Annotated in this window: 18 protein-coding genes; 11 read left to right on the plus strand and 7 right to left on the minus strand. The window is 64.6% G+C overall.

Annotation, left to right across the window (positions count from 1 at the left end; all coding sequences use genetic code 11):
• Nucleotides 1-2: 2 nt before the first annotated feature.
• Nucleotides 3-989: a BMP family protein gene (locus AC1DDS_RS06425; protein WP_477478114.1), complete on the minus strand. Its 987-nt coding sequence runs from the start codon at nt 987-989 to the stop codon at nt 3-5.
• A 357-nt stretch (nt 990-1,346) separates the two neighbouring features.
• On the opposite strand from AC1DDS_RS06425, the gene AC1DDS_RS06430 reads away from it, so the two are divergent.
• From AC1DDS_RS06430 to AC1DDS_RS06440, 3 genes are all read left to right on the plus strand, one after another.
• On the plus strand, nt 1,347-2,990 hold the full coding sequence (locus AC1DDS_RS06430; protein ID WP_477478115.1) for a phosphoethanolamine transferase: 1,644 nt from the start codon (nt 1,347-1,349) through the stop codon (nt 2,988-2,990).
• Between the two features lie 96 nt (nt 2,991-3,086).
• Entirely contained in the window at nt 3,087-3,749 is a 663-nt protein-coding gene (locus AC1DDS_RS06435) for a response regulator transcription factor (protein ID WP_477478116.1), read from the plus strand.
• Nucleotides 3,746-5,095: a sensor histidine kinase gene (locus AC1DDS_RS06440; protein ID WP_477478117.1), complete on the plus strand. Its 1,350-nt coding sequence runs from the start codon at nt 3,746-3,748 to the stop codon at nt 5,093-5,095. The genes AC1DDS_RS06435 and AC1DDS_RS06440 overlap by 4 nt, the downstream gene beginning before the upstream one ends.
• 26 nt (nt 5,096-5,121) lie before the next feature.
• Here the strand turns inward: AC1DDS_RS06440 and AC1DDS_RS06445 are convergent, their stop codons facing one another.
• Nucleotides 5,122-5,328, minus strand: a complete 207-nt coding sequence (locus tag AC1DDS_RS06445) for a DUF1737 domain-containing protein (RefSeq protein WP_310413843.1) — start codon at nt 5,326-5,328, stop codon at nt 5,122-5,124.
• Nucleotides 5,325-6,236 (minus strand): HpcH/HpaI aldolase/citrate lyase family protein, encoded by a 912-nt coding sequence (locus AC1DDS_RS06450; protein ID WP_477478118.1) that lies wholly within the window; start codon nt 6,234-6,236, stop codon nt 5,325-5,327. The genes AC1DDS_RS06445 and AC1DDS_RS06450 overlap by 4 nt, the downstream gene beginning before the upstream one ends.
• A 155-nt stretch (nt 6,237-6,391) precedes the next feature.
• Here AC1DDS_RS06450 and AC1DDS_RS06455 point away from each other — a divergent pair, with 155 nt between their 5' ends.
• From AC1DDS_RS06455 to AC1DDS_RS06470, 4 genes are all read left to right on the plus strand, one after another.
• Complete coding sequence (locus AC1DDS_RS06455; protein ID WP_477478119.1) at nt 6,392-6,640, plus strand: hypothetical protein; 249 nt, start codon at nt 6,392-6,394, stop codon at nt 6,638-6,640.
• A 155-nt stretch (nt 6,641-6,795) separates the two neighbouring features.
• On the plus strand, nt 6,796-7,401 hold the full coding sequence (leuD, locus tag AC1DDS_RS06460; protein ID WP_310413853.1) for a 3-isopropylmalate dehydratase small subunit: 606 nt from the start codon (nt 6,796-6,798) through the stop codon (nt 7,399-7,401).
• A gap of 1 nt (nt 7,402) precedes the next feature.
• Nucleotides 7,403-7,783, plus strand: coding sequence for a RidA family protein (locus tag AC1DDS_RS06465; RefSeq protein WP_477478120.1), 381 nt, complete (start codon nt 7,403-7,405; stop codon nt 7,781-7,783).
• 240 nt (nt 7,784-8,023) lie between these two features.
• Nucleotides 8,024-8,458: a metallopeptidase family protein gene (locus tag AC1DDS_RS06470; RefSeq protein ID WP_310413858.1), complete on the plus strand. Its 435-nt coding sequence runs from the start codon at nt 8,024-8,026 to the stop codon at nt 8,456-8,458.
• Nucleotides 8,459-8,518: 60 nt separating this feature from the next.
• On the opposite strand, the gene AC1DDS_RS06475 is transcribed toward AC1DDS_RS06470, so the two are convergent.
• The gene (locus tag AC1DDS_RS06475) at nt 8,519-8,920 is read right to left on the minus strand and encodes a (R)-mandelonitrile lyase (RefSeq protein ID WP_477478121.1); all 402 of its coding nucleotides are present in this window, start codon (nt 8,918-8,920) and stop codon (nt 8,519-8,521) included.
• Nucleotides 8,921-9,352: 432 nt separating this feature from the next.
• Between AC1DDS_RS06475 and leuB the strand changes: the two genes are divergently transcribed.
• Both leuB and AC1DDS_RS06485 read left to right on the plus strand, forming a co-directional pair.
• Nucleotides 9,353-10,465: a 3-isopropylmalate dehydrogenase gene (gene leuB, locus AC1DDS_RS06480; RefSeq protein ID WP_477478122.1), complete on the plus strand. Its 1,113-nt coding sequence runs from the start codon at nt 9,353-9,355 to the stop codon at nt 10,463-10,465.
• A 161-nt stretch (nt 10,466-10,626) separates the two neighbouring features.
• Entirely contained in the window at nt 10,627-11,325 is a 699-nt protein-coding gene (locus tag AC1DDS_RS06485) for a phosphatase PAP2 family protein (protein WP_477478123.1), read from the plus strand.
• Between the two features lie 69 nt (nt 11,326-11,394).
• Here AC1DDS_RS06485 and AC1DDS_RS06490 read toward each other — a convergent pair whose 3' ends face one another.
• Entirely contained in the window at nt 11,395-13,284 is a 1,890-nt protein-coding gene (locus AC1DDS_RS06490) for an MFS transporter (RefSeq protein ID WP_477478124.1), read from the minus strand.
• A gap of 584 nt (nt 13,285-13,868) precedes the next feature.
• Between AC1DDS_RS06490 and AC1DDS_RS06495 the strand changes: the two genes are divergently transcribed.
• Nucleotides 13,869-14,903 (plus strand): aspartate-semialdehyde dehydrogenase, encoded by a 1,035-nt coding sequence (locus tag AC1DDS_RS06495; protein ID WP_477478125.1) that lies wholly within the window; start codon nt 13,869-13,871, stop codon nt 14,901-14,903.
• A 189-nt stretch (nt 14,904-15,092) separates the two neighbouring features.
• Complete coding sequence (locus AC1DDS_RS06500) at nt 15,093-15,914, plus strand: lytic murein transglycosylase (RefSeq protein WP_310413874.1); 822 nt, start codon at nt 15,093-15,095, stop codon at nt 15,912-15,914.
• Nucleotides 15,915-16,188: 274 nt separating this feature from the next.
• Here the strand turns inward: AC1DDS_RS06500 and AC1DDS_RS06505 are convergent, their stop codons facing one another.
• Nucleotides 16,189-16,830 carry a carbonic anhydrase gene (locus tag AC1DDS_RS06505; protein WP_477478126.1) on the minus strand — a complete coding sequence of 214 codons (642 nt, stop codon included), beginning with the start codon at nt 16,828-16,830 and terminating at the stop codon, nt 16,189-16,191.
• A 160-nt stretch (nt 16,831-16,990) separates the two neighbouring features.
• Nucleotides 16,991-17,866 carry a pyridoxal kinase PdxY gene (gene pdxY / locus AC1DDS_RS06510; protein ID WP_477478127.1) on the minus strand — a complete coding sequence of 292 codons (876 nt, stop codon included), beginning with the start codon at nt 17,864-17,866 and terminating at the stop codon, nt 16,991-16,993.
• Nucleotides 17,867-18,084: the final 218 nt, after the last annotated feature.

An 18,084-nucleotide genomic window follows, 5' to 3' on the forward strand; every position in this document is an offset into this window, starting at 1 on the left:
GCTTACTTCGGCTCTTCCATCATGATCGGCACTTCGAATTTGCCGGCCTTGATGTCGGCCCGCTTGGCCTCCATCGCCGCTTCCGCCTCGGCCGGCGCCACGCCCTTGACATAGACGATGTCGCTGCCGCCTTCCTTCATCAGACCGTACGCGGTGTAGCTCCGGCCGACCGGCTTGCCGGCGTTCACGTCGGCGACCGCGGCATCGAGGATCGGGCGGAAATACCACATCGCGTTGGCGAAGACGGTATCGGGATAGCGCGGCGTATAGTCGAGCAGCGAGCCGACCGCCTTGATGCCGCGCTCCTTGGCGGCGTCGGCAGTGCCGATGCGCTCGCCGAACAGGATGTCGGCGCCGGCGTCGATCTGGGCAAGGCCCGCCTCGCGCGCCTTCGGTGGGTCGAAGAAGGTGCCGATGAAGGAGACGAGATGCTTGGCGTCCGGGTTCACATCCTTCACCCCGGCGGCAAAGGCGTTGATCAGCATGTTGACCTCGGGGATCGGGATCGCGCCGACCGAGCCGACGACGTTGGATTTCGTCATCTTGCCGGCGAGCATGCCGGCGAGATAGGCGCCGTCATGGTTCCAGGTGCCGAACACGCCGAAATTGTCGCCCGCGGCCTCGCCGCTGGACCCCATCAGGAAGGCGGTGTCCGGATAGTCCGCCGCTACCTGCCGTGCCTCGCGCTCGACCGCATAGGATTCGCCGACGATCAGCTTGTTGCCCTGCTCGGCGTATTCGCGCATGGCGCGCGGATAGTCGGTGCCGGAGACGCCTTCCGAGAACACGTACTCGATCACGCCGTCCTTGGCCGCCGCCTGCAGCGCCTCGTGCAGGCGCGAGTTCCAGGCGTTTTCGACGGGGGAGGCATGGATGCCCGCAACCTTGAGCGGTGCCTGGGCGCGCGCCTGCGACAGGAACGTGCTCGCACCGAGAACAAGGCCGCCGGCAAGCACTGTACGACGTTTAATCAAGAGGCTGTTCGTCATGTTTCGTTCCCCTTCGTTTTGACCAAATGCTTCAAAAGCAATAGGTTTCTCGCAAAAACGAGTCAAGCTCCGCCGATCCCGCGCCGCGGCGACAAACTTCCTTTGCCACGGCAGCAAGCTGCGGAAAATCGGCCCACTCGGCTTCCGTCGAGAGGACTTCCGTCCTGCCAACGACTTGAGGCAGGCGCCCCGCGACGGGCTTGGCGTTCAGGCTGTTGTCAGCATCGCTCGGCAGGTTCCGCCGCGGCGGAGGCGGGCGAATGTCCGCAACGAGGCTGACCCGCGCGGGCACGTATTCACAAGAAGCGCATGCGAGGTTTCCTGATCCGCGGATGATGCGGAATACGAGGAGACCAGATGACGACTTTCACGGACGGCCTGACGGCCGCGTGGCGCAGTTTGCGGCCCAGCATCGGTGCCGTGTCCTTGAGTTTCGTCGTGGCGCTCTTTCTGCTGGCGACGGCAAATCGAAGCTTTTGGGACAAGACGGCGATCTATTTCAGCGGAACCGTCGGCGCAATGGCGGTTTTGGCGCTTGGACTGGCCGCGCTCTTTTCCACCATCTGTATTGCCGTCTCCGTGCGGTTCCTGACCAAGCCGCTGTTCATCTTCCTGATTCTGACCAGTGCCGTAGCCTCGTGGTTCATGGACCGCTTCGGCGTGCTCGTCAGTGTCGAGATGATCCGAAACGCAGCCGAAACGACCAGCGCCGAGGCGAGCAACCTCATCACGCCGGCCTTTGCCTGGCACGTTGCCGCGTTCGGCCTTTTTCCTTCGCTCGCCGTCGCCTGGGTGCGGGTCGAGCACCGCCCCTTTTTCGCCAAGGCGCGCCGGAACACTGCCTTTGTGGTGCCGCTCCTGCTGATTGCAGCGGTCGCCGCGTCGATGCAGATGCGCCTACTGATCGTCACCAGCCGCGAGCATCGCGATTGGCTCGCAAGCCTCAATCCGGTCGCGCCGATCGTCAGCGCCGTCCGCTACGCGATCAGCACGAAGGCGGAGAAGAATATCGTCGTGCAACCGCTCGGCGCCGATGCACATGTCGTCGCGGCCGCCGGACGCCGGCCACGGGTGCTGGTCGTGGTCGCCGGCGAAACCGCGCGTGCCGACAATTTCTCGCTCGGGGGCTATCCACGGCCGACCAACCCGGAACTCGCGGCACGCGATATCACCTACTTTTCGCAGACGGAAAGCTGCGGCACGGCAACCGCCGTTTCGCTGCCTTGCATGTTCTCCATCTACGACCGGGTCGGCTACAGCCACCGCAAGGGCCTGGAGACCGAGAACCTTCTCGATGTCTTGTCCCATGCGGGGCTTGCGACCGAGTGGTGGGACAACAACACCGGCAGCAAGGGGATCGCCGACCGCGTCACCTACCACTCCCTACCCGCCAGCCCCGATTCCCGCTTTTGCACCGATGGCGAATGCCAGGACGGCATCCTGCTCGAGCGCCTCGTTCCCTGGCTCGACGGCGTGAAGACGGACAGCGTCCTCGTCATCCACCAGCTCGGCAGCCACGGCCCCGCCTATTACGAGCGCTATCCAGACGCCTACCGGCGCTTCCAGCCCGACTGCCGGACGCCCGAAGTTGCCGATTGCAGCACAGAGGAAATCGTCAACGCCTACGACAACACCATCGCCTATACCGATCATTTTCTGTCGATGATCATCGACGCGCTGAAAACTCAGGAGGGTCAGCTGGACGGGGCGATGATCTACATGTCCGACCACGGCGAGTCCCTTGGTGAGAACGGCCTCTACCTGCACGGCGCACCCTATCTGATTGCGCCGAAACAGCAGACGCATGTCCCGTTCGTGCTGTGGCTGGGCGCGCAAGACAAAGCCACGGTCGACGCGGCCTGCCTGCGCCAACGCGCCGGCGAACCGGCGTCGCACGACAATCTGTTCCACACTGTGCTGGGATTGATGTCGGTGGCGACGACGGTTTACGATCCGGCGCTCGACGTGCTTTCAGGCTGTCGGGCTGCCGCCTCCACCTGATCCTGAACGGGACGGCATGGACGGCGGAGCGACGCCCGATATAGTCTGGACAAGGAGCAAAGGACGCGCTGCGGCGCGTTCCGGGAGGGACGCGAAGTGCGTGTGCTGCTGATCGAGGACGATGCCATTTTGGGCGAAGCCGTTCGCGACTATGTCGCGGCGGGCGGGCACGCGATCGACTGGGTGCGGACGCTGGAGGACGCCAAGGCGGCGGTCAAGGCAGTCAGGTACGGCCTTGTCCTCCTCGATCTGCGTCTGCCTGACGGAAACGGCATCGGCTTCCTAAAGGGCTTGCGCGAGGAGGGTGACGGTACGCCGGTGATCATCCTGACGGCGCACGACCAGATCTCCGACCGTATCGAGGGTCTCAACAGCGGGGCGGACGACTATCTGGTCAAGCCCTTCAATCTCGGGGAGCTGTCGGCGAGAATGCTCGCGGTGGCGCGGCGCTACGGCGGCAACCCGTCCCCCGTCATACGGCTTGGCGATCTGGAGATCGGCCAGGCTGACCGCCGCATCGTTCGCGACGGCCGCGAGATCGTCCTGTCGGGCAGGGAATGGGCAGTCATGGATGCCTTGCTCGCCCGGTCCGGCGCCATCGTTTCCAAGGCGCAGATCGAGGAGGCGCTCTACGCCTTCGGTTCGGAGATCGAAAGCAACACCGTCGAAGTCTATGTGAGCCGCGTGCGCAAGAAGCTGGGGCACGACACTATTCTCACCATTCGCGGCGTCGGCTACCGGCTTGGAATGCAGGCATGAAGGAGCCCAGCATCACCCGCCGGCTGACGTTGTCGCTGGCCGCCGCACTGGCCGGTTTCTGGCTGCTGGCCACCACACTCGGCGTCATGGTGATGCAGGACGAGTTCGGCGAGATTTTCGACGGCGCACTGCAGGTAACGGCGGAAAGCCTGCTGGTGCTCGTCGCCGACAACGCCCCGCCGGACGATGAGGCCGGACCGGGCGACGCCTACAGCGGCGTGGTGTCGGCATCCGGCAAGGAATATCTGATCTACCAGTTGCGCAACGACCGGGGCGAAGTGCTGCTTCGCTCGCACGATGCCCCTACGACGCCGTTCGACGTGCCACTGAAGAAGGGCTTCTGGCGCGACGCGAGCTATCGCTACTATACGGCGACGACCGCCGTTGACGGCAGGCTGTACCTGCAGGTGGCCGACGCGCTTGCTAACCGGCGCGAGGCGCTCCTCGAAGGCGCCATGGCGCTGTTCCTGCCGGTGCTTCTGCTCGTGCCCGCCAGCATCGCGCTGGTCTGGTACATCGGGCGCCGGTCGATCGCCCCGATCGACACGCTGCGCCAGGAGATTGCCAGCAAGGACGGCGGAAATCTTGCGGTGATCGCGCGCGAGGGCATGCCGCGCGAGCTGCTGCCGATCGTGCGCTCCGTCAATCTGCTGTTGAACCGGCTGAAGGCGGCGCTCGATGCCGAGCGGGAGTTCACGGCCAACAGCGCCCATGAGCTCAGGACGCCGATCGCCGGTGCACTGGCGCAGACGCAGGTGCTGATCGACGAGCTCCCGAGCGGGCCCAAGAAGGCGCGGGCGCGCCAGATCGAGGCCTCGCTGGCCAACCTCAGCCACCTGGCGGAGAAACTGCTGCAACTGGCCCGGGCCGAGGCCGGGCTCGGCGCCGTCGAGACGCCGGTCGACCTGGCGCGGGTGCTGGAGCTGGTCGTTCTCGACTTCCAGCGCGATCCCCGGGTTGCCGGCCGGTTGCGGTTTCACCGCGCCGAGGGTGCGACGCTGTGGTATCCGGCCAGCGAGGACGGCTTTGCGATCGCGTTGCGAAACCTGATCGAGAACGCGCTGGTCCACGGCGCAGCGGAAGCGCCGGTGGACATTCGGCTCGAGCCGGACGGCGTCGTGCGGATCATCAACGACGGGCACGTCCTGGCGGACTGGGAGTTGGAAATGATCCGCAAGCGCTTCGGCCGCGGCCGCACGGCGGCGTCAGGCTCCGGGCTTGGCATTTCCATCGCCGAACGGCTGCTGCGGCAGATGCAGGCCCGGCTGGAGCTGCTGTCGCCGCCCGAGGGAATGCCGGCGGGGCTGGAGGCACGGATCCGGTTCGATCCGGTTCCGCCGGGCTAGGCTAGCCTGGCCCGCCGCTTGCCGCCTCACTGTTCGGACAGCTTGATATCCGGCGTGTACTCCTTGCCCTCGACCTCCTTCACGACCGCCTGGCCGCACTGCATCTGCTTCGTCTCGGCGTTGTAGGCATAAGTCGGCGAACCGTGCAGTGACCAGCCCTTGTTCAGCGCCAACGTCACCTTGTGGCAGAAGGCGGCGTCGTCGGGGCCGGTGAGGAAGCGGTAGACTTTCATGTGCTGCTTTCTTTCGTCGCGATGATATCCGCCTTGGCGAGCAGTCGTTTCGCCTGGTCGAGGTGGAGGAGTTCGACCATGCGGCCGTTGAGGTTGATGGCGCCTTTGCCCTCGTTCTCCGGCAGGGCGAAGGCGGCCGCCACGGCAGCCGCGTCGGCGAGCGCCGCAGCGTAGATACCATAGGCGCGGTTGGCCGCTTCGATCTGGGCGGGATGGATGAGCATCTTGCCGTCGAAGCCCATCTGCCGACCCTGTTCGCACTCGGCGGAAAACGGTTCGAGGTCGGTGAAGCCGTTGAAGACGCTGTCGATCACGTCGAGCCCGGCGGCCCGGGCAGCGACGAGCGTCTGCATCAGCAGCGGCACGAGAAACGGCCGGCCGGGAACGTCGGCGATGCCGGTGGCAAGGCGCAGATCGTTGAGCCCGAGTACGAAGCAGTCGAGCCTACCGCCGCTGGTGCGGCCGACCTCGGCGATCTCGGTGAGGTTCAGCATTGCCGCCGGCGTTTCGATCATCGCCCACAGGCGCAGGCTCTCGTCGGCGCCCTGATCGCTCAGCCAGTCGGCAACGGCGCGGATATCCTGCGGTCCGCAAACCTTCGGCAGCAGCACGGCATCCGGTCCGCAGGCGAGGACCGCCTTCAGATCATGCGGTCCATCTCTGCCGGAAAAGGCGTTGATGCGGATGACCCGCTCCTGGCCCGAGCGGCGCTCCAATCCGGCGAAATGTTGCGTGAGCGCCTCGCGCGCCGCAGCCTTCTTCTCCGGCGCAACCGAGTCCTCGAGGTCGAAGATGACGCCGTCGCAGGCGAGCGAGGACGATTTCTCCAGCGCGCGGGCATTGCCGGCGGGCACGCTCAGAAGCGAGCGGCGCAGGCGAAGCGGGTGATGGCGGATCGGCGTGTCCATGACTGCTTTCTGCCTCGCTTTGTCGGAATGGGCAAGCGGTCTTGCCCCTCGCGCGGCCCCGTGCGGCTTGCCAGCCGGTGCGACAGTGTGACCGCGCGCGAGCCTTGCAAAGACCACATTCGCTGCCCACATTGACGGCAGAGAAAGGATCATACATGCACAGCATCCGTTCCATCGTCCTCACCGCCGTCGCAATCGCCATCGCCGCCGCCACGTTCGTCTTCGCAGCATCGCTCGGCCTGGCGCTCGCCGGCATCGCCTCGGTTGTCATGCTTGGCAGCTGGATCTCGTCCAAGCTGCAGCCGGCGCCCGTGCGCGCAAAGGTCTACGCCCGCGCCAACAGGCCGGGGCAGCGCGAACCGCGCGTCTGGAATGACGGTCGCGGGACGATCATCGACCTCTGATCGATTGCAGGCGGCCACGCCATCGCATCGGCGCCGTTCAGGCGCTTGTGTGGGGTGGCCGATCTGGATGCAGCGCAAGATTCTCCTTCAATTCCCGGCGAAACTCATCTAAACGCAGGCCCGGAACGATACGCATCGCAATCGAGGTTTACGTCATGGACAAGTTCGTCAAGCTGACCGGCGTCGCCGCGCCACTGCCCGTCGTCAATATCGACACGGACATGATCATCCCGAAGGACTACCTGAAGACCATCAAGCGCACCGGTCTCGGCGCGGGTCTCTTCGCGGAGGCGCGCTTCAACGAGGACGGCTCGCCGAACCCGGACTTCGTGCTGAACAAGCCGGCCTACCAGAACGCCTCCATCCTCGTCGCCGGCGACAACTTCGGCTGCGGTTCCTCCCGTGAACACGCCCCATGGGCGCTGCTCGACTTCGGCATCCGCTGCGTCATCTCGACCTCGTTTGCCGACATCTTCTACAACAACTGCTTCAAGAACGGCATCCTGCCGATCGTCGTCAGCCCCGAAAACCTCGAAAAGCTGATGGACGACGCCAGCCGCGGCTCCAACGCCGTGCTGACCGTCGACCTCGAGGCGCAGGAAATCACCGGTCCCGATGGTGGCCGCATCTCCTTCGAAATCGACGCCTTCCGCCGTCACTGCCTGCTGAACGGTCTCGACGACATCGGCCTGACGCTGGAGAAGTCGGCCGCCATCGACAGCTTCGAGAAGTCCACGGCTGACGCCCGTCCCTGGGCCTGATATGCGCCGCCTGATCTCCTCCGGGTCGCCCTTCGAGCGCACCGCCGGCTATTCGCGGGCGGTCGTGCAGGGCGACTGGTGCTTCGTCTCCGGCACGACCGGCTATGACTACGCCACGATGACGATGCCGGAGACAGTCGAGGCGCAGACGCGCAACTGTCTTTCGACCATCCGCGGCGCGCTGGAGGAGGCGGGCTTCTCGCTCGCCGATGCCGTGCGCTGCCACTACTATGTGACCGATGCCGCCTTCGCCGACATCGTCTTTCCGATCCTTGGCGAAGCCTTCGGCGAGATTCGCCCGGCGGCCACGATGATCGTCTGCGATCTCATCAAGCCCGAGATGCTGATCGAAATCGAAGTCACGGCCCTGCGGCAACGTTGAAGTCGGCGCAGGGATATCCCGCCTTCTCCAGATGAACACCCTGCCTGCCGCCCCCGATGCAAGGGCGTGCGTCCTCCCCTTGCATCGGGCGGTAGCCCGCAGTCCGATCAAAAACCGGTGTGAAGGCTCAAATCATCCACGGGGCGTGGCGCCCGCTTCGGCGCCGGCCGCAGCCGCACTAACGAATTCGTCACTCGAAAAGCCTGCACGAAGTGCTATATGACGCATAAAGGAGCGCCAATGGCCCGCATCGACCAGACTGAAGATTGGCAGAACCGCCATGCCCCCACGATCAGCACGTTTGAGTCGCTGGCGGTGGAGGCCTATGGCAATCTGCCCGAGGAATTCCGTGCGCTGACCGGAAACCTCATCATCGAGATCGCCGACTTTCCGACCGACGACGTGTTCGAAGACATGGCGCTGGAGACGCCTTTCGACCTGCTCGGCCTGTTTGAGGGACGCGGCATTTCCGAGCGCTTTACTCTGGAGACGGGCGAGATGCCCAATCGCATCACGCTCTATCGCCGCCCGATCCTCGACTACTGGGCCGAGAACGAGGAGACGCTCGGCGACATCGTGACCCATGTGCTGATCCACGAGATCGGCCACCACTTCGGCCTTTCAGACGACGACATGGAGCGCATCGAAGCGAACGCCGATCTGACGGCGGGGTAAGCGGTCGCTCCACCCTCCGGGGTCGGGCCACTCGGGTTCGCGGTGGGCGTAGCCGGCCAGTCATTTCGATCCGGCGTATTGCGTATCCGACACGGGTTCCAGCCAATCGGCCGTGTTGCCGTCCAAGGCCTCCTGCAGCGCGATATGGGTCATGGCCGCTTCCGGGGCGGCCCCGTGCCAGTGTTTTTCACCGGGCTCGAACCAGACGACGTCGCCGGCGCGGATGACGCGCAACGGGTGGCCCCAGCTCTGCGCGAGCCCGCGGCCCGCGGTGACAATCAGCGTCTGGCCGAGCGGGTGCGTGTGCCAGGCCGTCCTTGCGCCGGGCTCGAAGGTGACGCTGACCGCCCGCAGACGGGCGGGCGCCGGGGTCTCGATGATCGGATCCAGGCGGACACGGCCGGTGAAATAGTCCGGCGAGGGCGTGACGGAGGGGCGGCTGCCGCAGGGCTCGATCATCATGACGGTTTCTCCTTCTCTCACGGCAGAACGGCAACGCATCATCCTGCTACGGAAACGGTGGGACGGGAAGGGCGAAGCCGCAAGAGCACCCGGGACGCGAGGGGCGTCCGGGCCTTGGAGAGAAAGGTTGGGTCGCTGTCATCAGCCCCAACCCGGCGGCGGACGGCGCTGGAAGATGAGCGCATCGATCGCCGAGCGGATCGCGGCGAGGACGGCCTGTATGTGTTGATACATTTCAAGTCCTCCGGTCTTTGCAAGCCGACTACTCGTTTCCGGCTCTACGCCCCCTTGATCGCACACGGCGGCAGCCGAGCCTGTTTCCCCGGTGACAGAGGATCGATCGCGCAAAATTCTTTCGTTGCGGCGATTTGCGTTGAACGGAAGTTGCGCTAAGAACCGCGCGAACCCGCTTTCTTTGACGAGGAACTTCCCATGACAGAGCGCAACCTCCTCCTCCTGCCTGGCGACGGCATTGGCCCGGAAGCCATGGCGGAAGTCCGCAAGATCATTGCCTACATGAACGCCGAAAAGGGTGCCGGATTCGTCACCGACGAAGGCCTCGTCGGCGGCTCCGCCTACGACGCCCATGGCGCTGCGATCTCGGAAGCGGACATGCAGAAGGCGCTCGATGCCGACGCCGTGCTGTTCGGCGCCGTCGGCGGGCCGAAGTGGGACGCGGTGCCCTACGAGGTGCGCCCCGAGGCCGGCCTGCTGCGCCTGCGCAAGGACCTGAAGCTGTTTGCCAACCTGCGTCCGGCGATCTGCTACCCCGCACTTGCCAACGCCTCCTCGCTTAAAGCCGAGCTCGTCGAAGGGCTCGACATCCTGATCGTGCGCGAGTTGACCGGCGGCGTCTATTTCGGCGAGCCGAAGGAGATCATCGACCTCGGCAACGGCCAGAAGCGCGGCATCGACACGCAGGTCTACGACACCTACGAGATCGAGCGCATCGCCGGCGTCGCCTTCGAACTGGCGCGCACCCGCAACAACCGCGTCTGCTCGATGGAAAAACGCAACGTCATGAAGTCGGGCGTGCTCTGGAACCAGGTGGTGACCGAGACTCACAAGCGCTCCTACTCGGACGTGCAGCTCGAACACATGTTGGCCGACGCCGGCGGCATGCAGCTCGTGCGGGCGCCGAAGCAGTTCGACGTGATCGTCACCGACAACCTGTTCGGCGACATGCTCTCCGACGTCGCAGCGATGCTGACCGGTTCGCTCGGCATGCTGCCGTCGGCCTCGCTCGGCGCACCGGACGCCAAGACCGGCAAGCGCAAGGCGCTCTACGAGCCCGTGCATGGCTCGGCGCCGGACATCGCCGGCAAGGGCATCGCCAACCCGATCGCCATGATTGCCTCCTTTGCGATGTGCCTGCGCTACTCCTTCAACCTGGTGAAGGAAGCCGACGACCTGGAAAAGGCAATCGCCAACGTGCTCGACCGCGGCATCCGCACCGGCGATATCATGGCCGAGGGCTGCACGAAGGTCGGCACCACCGCGATGGGCGACGCGATCCTCGCCGAGTTCAAGGCGCTGTCGGCCTGAGACGATTGCGGGGGGCGTGACAAATGCCCCCCACACACAAGGGCGCCGGGAGGCTTTCCGACCTGGCGGTCGCCGCGGCATCAAGGCGCTATGACCATCGTCCGCAACCTTGAAAACGCCTCCGGCGACGACCAAGGTCAGGGCTCACGACAGGAGCCCCCATGAACCGTCCGCTGTCCTCCTCGCTCTGGATCTTCACCACCGCCGCCGTGCTTGTCGCCGCGCTCGTCCCGTTCGATGCGCGGCTGTCGGAGTATGCACAGGGTCTCCCCGAGCCGTTGATCGCCTTCAATCGGACGATTACCGATTTCGGCACCTTCCGCTGGATGATCTACGGATCGGGACTGTTGGCGATCGTCGCTTTCGTCCTCCATCACGCCAGTCGCAGCGAGACGGTGGCCGGCCGGGCCCGAACGGCCATGCGGCTGTTTTCCTATTTCTTCGTCACGATCGGCAGCGCCAGCGCGCTCGTCCACCTCCTGAAGACATTGATCGGCCGGGCGCGGCCGGAATTGCTGGTCGAGCTCGGCGCCTATAGCCTGACGCCGTTTACAGGAAACACGGTTTTCGAGAGCTTTCCTTCCGGCCACTCGGCGGCGGTCGGCTCGTTCTTCGGCGCCTTCGCGCTGCTCGTGCCACGGCTGCGGCCGCTGTTCCTTGCAGGCGCGTTCTTAATCGGCGTGTCGCGGGTGATCGTCGGCGCCCACTATCCGAGCGACGTTGCCGCCGGGCTGCTGGTCGGGCTGTGGTGCGCGGTGATGGCGGCCTTCCTGTTCGCCCGCTGGAACGTGCTGTTCCGGCTCGATGCCGCCGGCTGGCCGCGACCCAAGATCGCCTTCGACGGGCCCGCGAAGGAATGATGTGGCGCCCATAAAAAGACCGGCGCGTGTCACCACGCGCCGGTCGCCATGCCCCCCCGTTGGAGGGGATCATTCCATGGTGTGGATGTCGCGGTCCTTCGTTTCCGGCAGGAACAGCAGGCCGATGACGAGGGTGATCGCCGCGAAGACGATCGGGTACCAGAGGCCGTAGTAGATATCGCCCTGGGCGGCACTCATCGCAAATGCCGTCGCCGGCAACAGACCGCCGAACCAGCCGTTGCCGATGTGGTAGGGCAGCGACATGCCGGTGTAGCGGATGCGGGTCGGGAACAGCTCGACGAGCAGTGCTGCGATCGGGCCGTAGACCATCGTCACGTAGATGACGAGAACCGTCAGGACGGCGATGATCTTGGTCCAGTTGACGGCAGCCGGGTCGGCGACCATCGCGAAGGCGCCACCGTTGGCAATCGTGAACACCGACATGCTGTCGACGCCCGCTGCTTCCTCGGCAGTAAGCAGCTTGGCAATCACCAGTTCCTCGCCGGTCATCGCGGCCTTGTCGCCGGCGCGGATAGCGGCGGCATCGAGGGCGAGTTCCGGGTTGGCGGCGACGAAGGCGTCGAGCTTGGCATCCGGCACCTTGGCGGCGGCGCGGTTCAGCGGGTAGCCGGCGTCGTGCAGGGCCATGTTGGTCTGCTTTTCGAAGGCAGCCGTCATTGCCTTGGCCTGGTCGCCGGCAGCAATCGCGTCGAAGCTGTTGATGACGGTCTCGCCGATCTTAACGGTGGCCGGGGTGCCCGGCGCCGCCGTCGTGACGACGTCGTAGGGCACGGAGTTCTTCGTCAGGAACGCGGTGGCAATGTCGCACGAGGTGGTGAACTTCGCCGTGCCGGTCGGGTTGAACTGGAACTTGCAGTCGCCGGGGGCTGCGGTGATGGTCGCGCGGACCGTTGCCTGTGCCTGGGCGAGTGCCGGGTTGCCGGCCCAGGTCAGCGCCTTGAACAGCGGGAAGTAGGTCAGGATGGCCAGCAGCAGGCCGGCCATGATGATCGGCTTGCGGCCGATCTTGTCCGACAGCCAGCCGAAGAAGACGAAGAAGCCGGTACCGAGAATCAGCGACGCTGCGACCATGATGTTGGCCGACTGGCTTTCGACCTTCAGCACGCCGGTCAGGAAGAACAGCGCGTAGAACTGGCCCGAATACCAGACAACGGCCTGGCCGACGACGGCGCCGAACAGTGCAAGCAGGGCGATCTTGGCGTTCTTCCACTGGCCGAAGGCCTCCGAAAGCGGCGCCTTCGAGGTCTTGCCTTCTTCCTTCATCTTCTTGAAGGCCGGCGATTCGTGCATCTTCAGACGGATCCAGACGGAGACGCCGAGAAGCACGACCGAAACGAGGAACGGAATGCGCCAGCCCCAGGCGGCAAAGGCTTCCTTGCCGAGGGCGAACTGGACACCCAGGATGACGATCAGCGACAGGAACAGGCCGAGTGTCGCCGTGGTCTGGATCCAGGAGGTGAAGTAGCCGCGACGGCCGTGCGGCGCGTGCTCGGCCACGTAAGTTGCGGCGCCACCGTATTCACCGCCAAGCGCCAGGCCCTGCAGCATGCGCAGGACGAGCAGCAGGAGCGGGGCTGCGATGCCGATCGAGGCGGCACCGGGCAGGATGCCGACGAGGAAGGTCGACAGACCCATGATCAGGATCGTCACGAGGAAGGTGTACTTGCGGCCGACGAGGTCGCCGAGACGGCCAAAGACGAGCGCGCCGAACGGCCGGACCAGGAAGCCGGCGGCAAAGGCCAGCAGCGCGAAGATGTTGCGCGTGGCTTCGGGATAGGAACTGAAGAAGGCCGCGCCGATATAGACGGCAAGCGAACCATAGAGATAAAAATCGTACCACTCGAAAACGGTGCCAAGCGAGGAGGCGAAGATGACTTTCTTCTCCTCGCTTGTCATGGGTTTGGCCTTAGGGCCTTCTGCTGTCGCAATATTCGCCATTGTGAAATCCTCCACTTCAAACGGCCTAGGGGAGCGCCCGCCGCTCTCGTCAACCGATCCTCCTCGGCCGGACGAACATGGTGCGCCTTGTCACAAAATGGCAGAAAAGTGGTGAACGCGGCAGCGCGGCTTTCGGATTATGACTTTAGTCTAAGTCCCAAGGATCGCGCCATGATTGCGGGGAAAAGGGCGGCAGCCCGAGGCGATCGCGCCTTGCGGAGCGATGACCAAGCGCGATGCGCCGGCAGGGTTGGCAAAACGTGATCGCCAATCCGCGGCCCCGGCAGCCGCCCTCACTTGACTCCCGGGCAAAATCACTTAATAGCAGCCCCGGAAAAGGACAGCGTCCCATGCTTTGCCGCGACTTCATTATCGCTGACAGCAGCCTTCTGGCGGATTCCGCCGGAGCGGAATCGCGTTGCCCCGCTTCCTCGAAAACACCGGCCAAAACGACGACGAAAACCGTCTGACGTCTCTGGCCCGCCGCTCTCTCCCCGGCAAGGCCGGGGACCGGAACCCGCGTCGCATGCCGCCGGGTTTCCCCTCACGAAGCCGAGGAGAGACAGAGAAAGAGAGCTAGACACATGGGTTTCAAGATTGCAGTCGCCGGCGCTACCGGCAATGTCGGACGCGAGATGCTGAACATCCTCGTCGAGCGCGGTTTCCCCGCCGATGAGGTCGTGGCGCTGGCCTCCAGCCGCTCCGTCGGCACGGAAGTCTCCTACGGCGACAAGACGCTGAAGGTGCACAATCTCGAGACTTACGACTTCTCCGACACCGATATCTGCTTGATGTCCGCGGGCGGCGCGGTGTCGCTGAAGTATTCGCCGAAGATCGGCGCCCAGGGCTGTGTCGTCATCGACAATTCGTCGGCCTGGCGCTACGACGCCGAGGTGCCGCTGATCGTTCCGGAAGTGAACCCGGACGCCATCGCCGGCTTCACCAAGAAGAACATTGTCGCCAACCCGAACTGCTCGACCGCCCAGCTCGTCGTCGCGCTCAAGCCGCTGCATGACCGCGCCACGATCAAGCGCGTTGTCGTCTCGACCTACCAGTCGGTTTCCGGTGCCGGCAAGGAGGGCATGGACGAGCTCTTCAACCAGACGCGCGCCGTCTTCGTCGCCGACCCGATCGAGAGCAAGAAGTTCACCAAGCGCATCGCCTTCAACGTCATCCCGCACATCGACGTGTTCATGGAGGACGGCTACACGAAGGAAGAGTGGAAGGTGCTGGCCGAGACGAAGAAGATGCTCGACCCGAAGATCAAGGTGACCTGCACGGCCGTGCGCGTTCCCGTCTTCATCGGCCACTCCGAATCGGTCAACATCGAGTTCGAAAAGGAAATCACCGCCGAAGAGGCACGCGATATCCTGCGCGAAGCGCCGGGCTGCCAGGTGATCGACAAGCCGGAAAACGGCGGCTACATCACCCCTTACGAATCGGCCGGCGAGGACGCCACCTACATCTCGCGCATCCGTGAGGACGCGACGGTCGAAAATGGCCTCAACATGTGGGTCGTCTCCGACAACCTGCGCAAGGGCGCGGCACTGAACACGATCCAGATCGCCGAGTTGCTCGTCAACCGCGGGCTGATCAAGGCGAAGAAGCAGGCCGCCTGAGGGACAGCAACATAGAGCGTGAAAATAAAGGTCCCGCCTCAACCGTCAGACGGGGGCGGGACATTTGCCTTGATCGCGACATTGTCGGCGGGTATGGCACCCGCCGATTGCGTTAAGCGGCAATGACTCGCCTGACGGGCATTGGCATGTTTGTGAAGCAAAGCGGTTCGAGATCTCGGAGTTGATTTTATGGGCTTGATGAAAAGGATGTTCCAGGGGCTGGCGGCAGCGATGCTGACGGCGGCGATTCCAGCGGTGACGTTGGCCGCGCCATGCGGCGACAACGCCAATGGGTTCGCAGGCTGGGTCGACCAGTTCAAGGCAGAAGCGTCCGGCAATGGAATCGACCCGCGCACCCTCGACAGGGCGTTTGCCGAGGTCGGCTATAACCGGGCGACGATCCGTGCCGACCGCGGCCAGAAGAGCTTCAAGCTGTCGCTCGACCAGTTCATGCAGAAGCGCGGCGGACAGACGATCATCAACCGTGGCAAGGGCCTGCGCAAGCAGAATGCGGCTCTCTTCGCCCGCATTGAGAGCCAGTACGGCGTGCCGGCCGGACCGCTCATCGCGATCTGGGGCATGGAAACCGGCTTCGGCGGTTTCCTGGGCAAGGAGCACACGCTTTCGGCGGTGGCCACGCTCGCCTATGACTGCCGGCGTTCGGAATACTTCACCAACCAACTCTACGCGGCCCTCAATCTCGTGCAGAGCGGCACGTTGAGCACGCAGGCGCGCGGCGCGGCCCATGGCGAGATCGGTCAGACCCAGTTCCTGCCGGTCAACGTTCTCAAGTACGGCGTGGACGGGGATGGCGACGGCCGCATCGACCTCGTCCGCTCCAAGGCGGACGCGCTCGCCTCGACCGCAAACTTCCTGCGCGGCCACGGCTGGAGCGCCGGCGCCGGCTATCAGCCGGGTGAGACGAATTTCGCAGCCATTCAGGGCTGGAACGCGGCCAGCGTCTATCAGCAGGCGATCGCCATCATCGCCGCGGAGATCGACGGCGGCTGACGCCGGTTCTGACTGCTTGATCCGAAGGCCCGGCACCTGTCGGGCCGCGATCACGGGCGAAGCCTTCTTATATTTCGAGCGGCCTCAACGAACCCGTCATGCCGGACCTGATCCGGCATCCAGCGCGCTCAAGTCCTTGAGCGCGAGAGACCCTCGCGCGCCGCCGACGCGGCGTTTCTGGCCCCGGATCAAGTCCGGGGCGACGGAAGAGGGCGGATTGCGCGTATGAGTGTTCCGTCGGCAGTCTGGCCCGGGCACGCGCAGAGTGTCTTCGTCACATTCCCGGCCGGCCAAAGTCGCCGGTTTTCGCGTCCATGATCCAGAGCTCGCCGGTGGAGATGTCGAACCAGGCGCCGTGCAGGTTGAGCTTGCCGCGCTGTTCGAGAATCTCGACGCAGGGAAACGTTCTCAGGTTGGCGATCGAGTTGCGGATCGAGACGCGTTCCAGCGCGCGCTGGCGCTCGCTGGCGGTCATCACGTCGTTGTTCTGGATCTGCGCGGCGGCCGGCTTCAAAAGGTTCATCCAACGGCCGATGAAATCACCCGGCGACAGCGGTTCCGCATCCGGATCGAGTGCGGCCTTGATGCCGCCGCAGCGGCCGTGGCCCATGACGACGATGTCGGAGACGCGCAGCGACTGCACCGCGAATTCAAGGGCGGCCGAGGTCGAATGGTAATGGCCGTCCGGTTCGTAGGGCGGCATCAGATTGGCGACGTTGCGGACCACGAACAGTTCGCCGGGACCGCTGTCGAAGATGGTTTCCGGCCCCGCGCGCGAATCGCAACAGGCGATCACCATCGTCTTCGGTTTCTGGCCGCTTTCCGCGAGCGCCTTGTAGCGCTGCTGCTGTTCGCTGAAGCGTCCGTCCATGAAATTCTGATAACCGGTCAGAAGGCGGTCCGGAAAGCGATGCATTTGGTCGGTACTCCCGTACTATGACGAATGAGTAGAAGCGCGGAAAAATGCTGTATCGGGCACGGCCTCGCTGCGCAAGCCTGACGGCGCCGTGATTTTTCATCCTCCTGCAACCGCGCGAGGAGATGACTACCAGCCACATTCTACGCGTTTGCGGCGCCTACCGGGTTCGTTTGGCGGCGGGATGGACGAGCCGGCGCATCTGCACCATGGCCATCGGCGTGGCGAGGCTGGCGGCATCCTGCTCGAGGGTCAGCTCGTCTGCACCGCGCTTGGCGCTGCGCGCCACGATCTCGAAGACGCTGGCGGTCGCCAACTGCAAGGCCCGCTCCTCGGACAGGCCCTCGAGCAGCCGCGACAGGAAGACGGCGGCGACGAGATCGCCTGTCCCGTTCGGCGGGTTGGGAACCTGGCGATGCTCGGCGAGAAGCGCCGTCCGGCCGGAAAGATAGAGATTGCCGGTGCTTCCGGCCATCATCGCCACGGCGGAGGTGACCAGCATGCGCGACGGTCCGAGCGACAGCGCCGCGTCCATGATCGCGGCATTCGTCTCGAGCGGTGCACCGGCAAGCCAGGCGAGCTCGAACCGGTTCGGGGTGGCGATCGAGGCAAGCGGCAGCAGCTCGTCGCGGATCGCCTCGGCGGTGGCAAGCGGCACATAGAGGCCGCCTTCGTCGCCGCAAACCGGGTCGCAGAGATAGACGATCTCCGGGTTCTCGGCCCTAAGCGCGCGCACCAGCCGGGCAATCGAGGAGGCTTGTGCCGCCTCGCCGATATAGCCCGACAGCACCGCCTTGATCTCGCCGCGCCAGGGAGCGCCGATCAGGTCGTCGACCAGTGCGTCGAATTCGCTGGCGCCGATCACGACCCGTGTTGCCCGGCCATGCCCGGGATGCCAGGGAAGGATGACGGTGGGAACGGCCCACACTGGATGGCCGAGGGATTCCAGCGCGAAGACCGCGGCCCGGTTTCCGACCGTGCCGCGCACGACATGGCTCGATATGACAAGGATCGCGCCCTTTTCGACTTCGCTCATCCGATGCGTCTTTCCAGGTCGGTTGCGCCTGCGATCATCCATTGAACCATGGCTTTGCCATCCGCAAGAAAATGTTGGGCGGACAGTAAAAATGCGCCGACGCTTGGCCGAAAACCTCGATCGGGCGCCTCCAAACCCCATCAAGGGCGTTCCGGGAATGCGGCAACTTCTGCTGATTTTGACCAGAAAATTCGAAATTTGCCCAATTTTTTGCGGAG

It is taken from the genome of Mycoplana sp. 10N416, from assembly GCF_056394765.1.

What these genes read in the sequence shown, in the direction of transcription:
- AC1DDS_RS06425 (WP_477478114.1), bottom strand. Translation starts at nt 989, where the DNA reads ATGACGAACAGCCTCTTGATTAAACGTCGTACAGTGCTTGCCGGCGGC.
- AC1DDS_RS06430 (WP_477478115.1), top strand. Translation starts at nt 1,347, where the DNA reads ATGACGACTTTCACGGACGGCCTGACGGCCGCGTGGCGCAGTTTGCGG.
- AC1DDS_RS06440 (WP_477478117.1), top strand. Translation starts at nt 3,746, where the DNA reads ATGAAGGAGCCCAGCATCACCCGCCGGCTGACGTTGTCGCTGGCCGCC.
- AC1DDS_RS06445 (WP_310413843.1), bottom strand. Translation starts at nt 5,328, where the DNA reads ATGAAAGTCTACCGCTTCCTCACCGGCCCCGACGACGCCGCCTTCTGC.
- AC1DDS_RS06450 (WP_477478118.1), bottom strand. Translation starts at nt 6,236, where the DNA reads ATGGACACGCCGATCCGCCATCACCCGCTTCGCCTGCGCCGCTCGCTT.
- AC1DDS_RS06455 (WP_477478119.1), top strand. Translation starts at nt 6,392, where the DNA reads ATGCACAGCATCCGTTCCATCGTCCTCACCGCCGTCGCAATCGCCATC.
- leuD (WP_310413853.1), top strand. Translation starts at nt 6,796, where the DNA reads ATGGACAAGTTCGTCAAGCTGACCGGCGTCGCCGCGCCACTGCCCGTC.
- AC1DDS_RS06465 (WP_477478120.1), top strand. Translation starts at nt 7,403, where the DNA reads ATGCGCCGCCTGATCTCCTCCGGGTCGCCCTTCGAGCGCACCGCCGGC.
- AC1DDS_RS06470 (WP_310413858.1), top strand. Translation starts at nt 8,024, where the DNA reads ATGGCCCGCATCGACCAGACTGAAGATTGGCAGAACCGCCATGCCCCC.
- AC1DDS_RS06475 (WP_477478121.1), bottom strand. Translation starts at nt 8,920, where the DNA reads ATGATGATCGAGCCCTGCGGCAGCCGCCCCTCCGTCACGCCCTCGCCG.
- leuB (WP_477478122.1), top strand. Translation starts at nt 9,353, where the DNA reads ATGACAGAGCGCAACCTCCTCCTCCTGCCTGGCGACGGCATTGGCCCG.
- AC1DDS_RS06485 (WP_477478123.1), top strand. Translation starts at nt 10,627, where the DNA reads ATGAACCGTCCGCTGTCCTCCTCGCTCTGGATCTTCACCACCGCCGCC.
- AC1DDS_RS06490 (WP_477478124.1), bottom strand. Translation starts at nt 13,284, where the DNA reads ATGGCGAATATTGCGACAGCAGAAGGCCCTAAGGCCAAACCCATGACA.
- AC1DDS_RS06495 (WP_477478125.1), top strand. Translation starts at nt 13,869, where the DNA reads ATGGGTTTCAAGATTGCAGTCGCCGGCGCTACCGGCAATGTCGGACGC.
- AC1DDS_RS06500 (WP_310413874.1), top strand. Translation starts at nt 15,093, where the DNA reads ATGGGCTTGATGAAAAGGATGTTCCAGGGGCTGGCGGCAGCGATGCTG.
- AC1DDS_RS06505 (WP_477478126.1), bottom strand. Translation starts at nt 16,830, where the DNA reads ATGCATCGCTTTCCGGACCGCCTTCTGACCGGTTATCAGAATTTCATG.
- pdxY (WP_477478127.1), bottom strand. Translation starts at nt 17,866, where the DNA reads ATGAGCGAAGTCGAAAAGGGCGCGATCCTTGTCATATCGAGCCATGTC.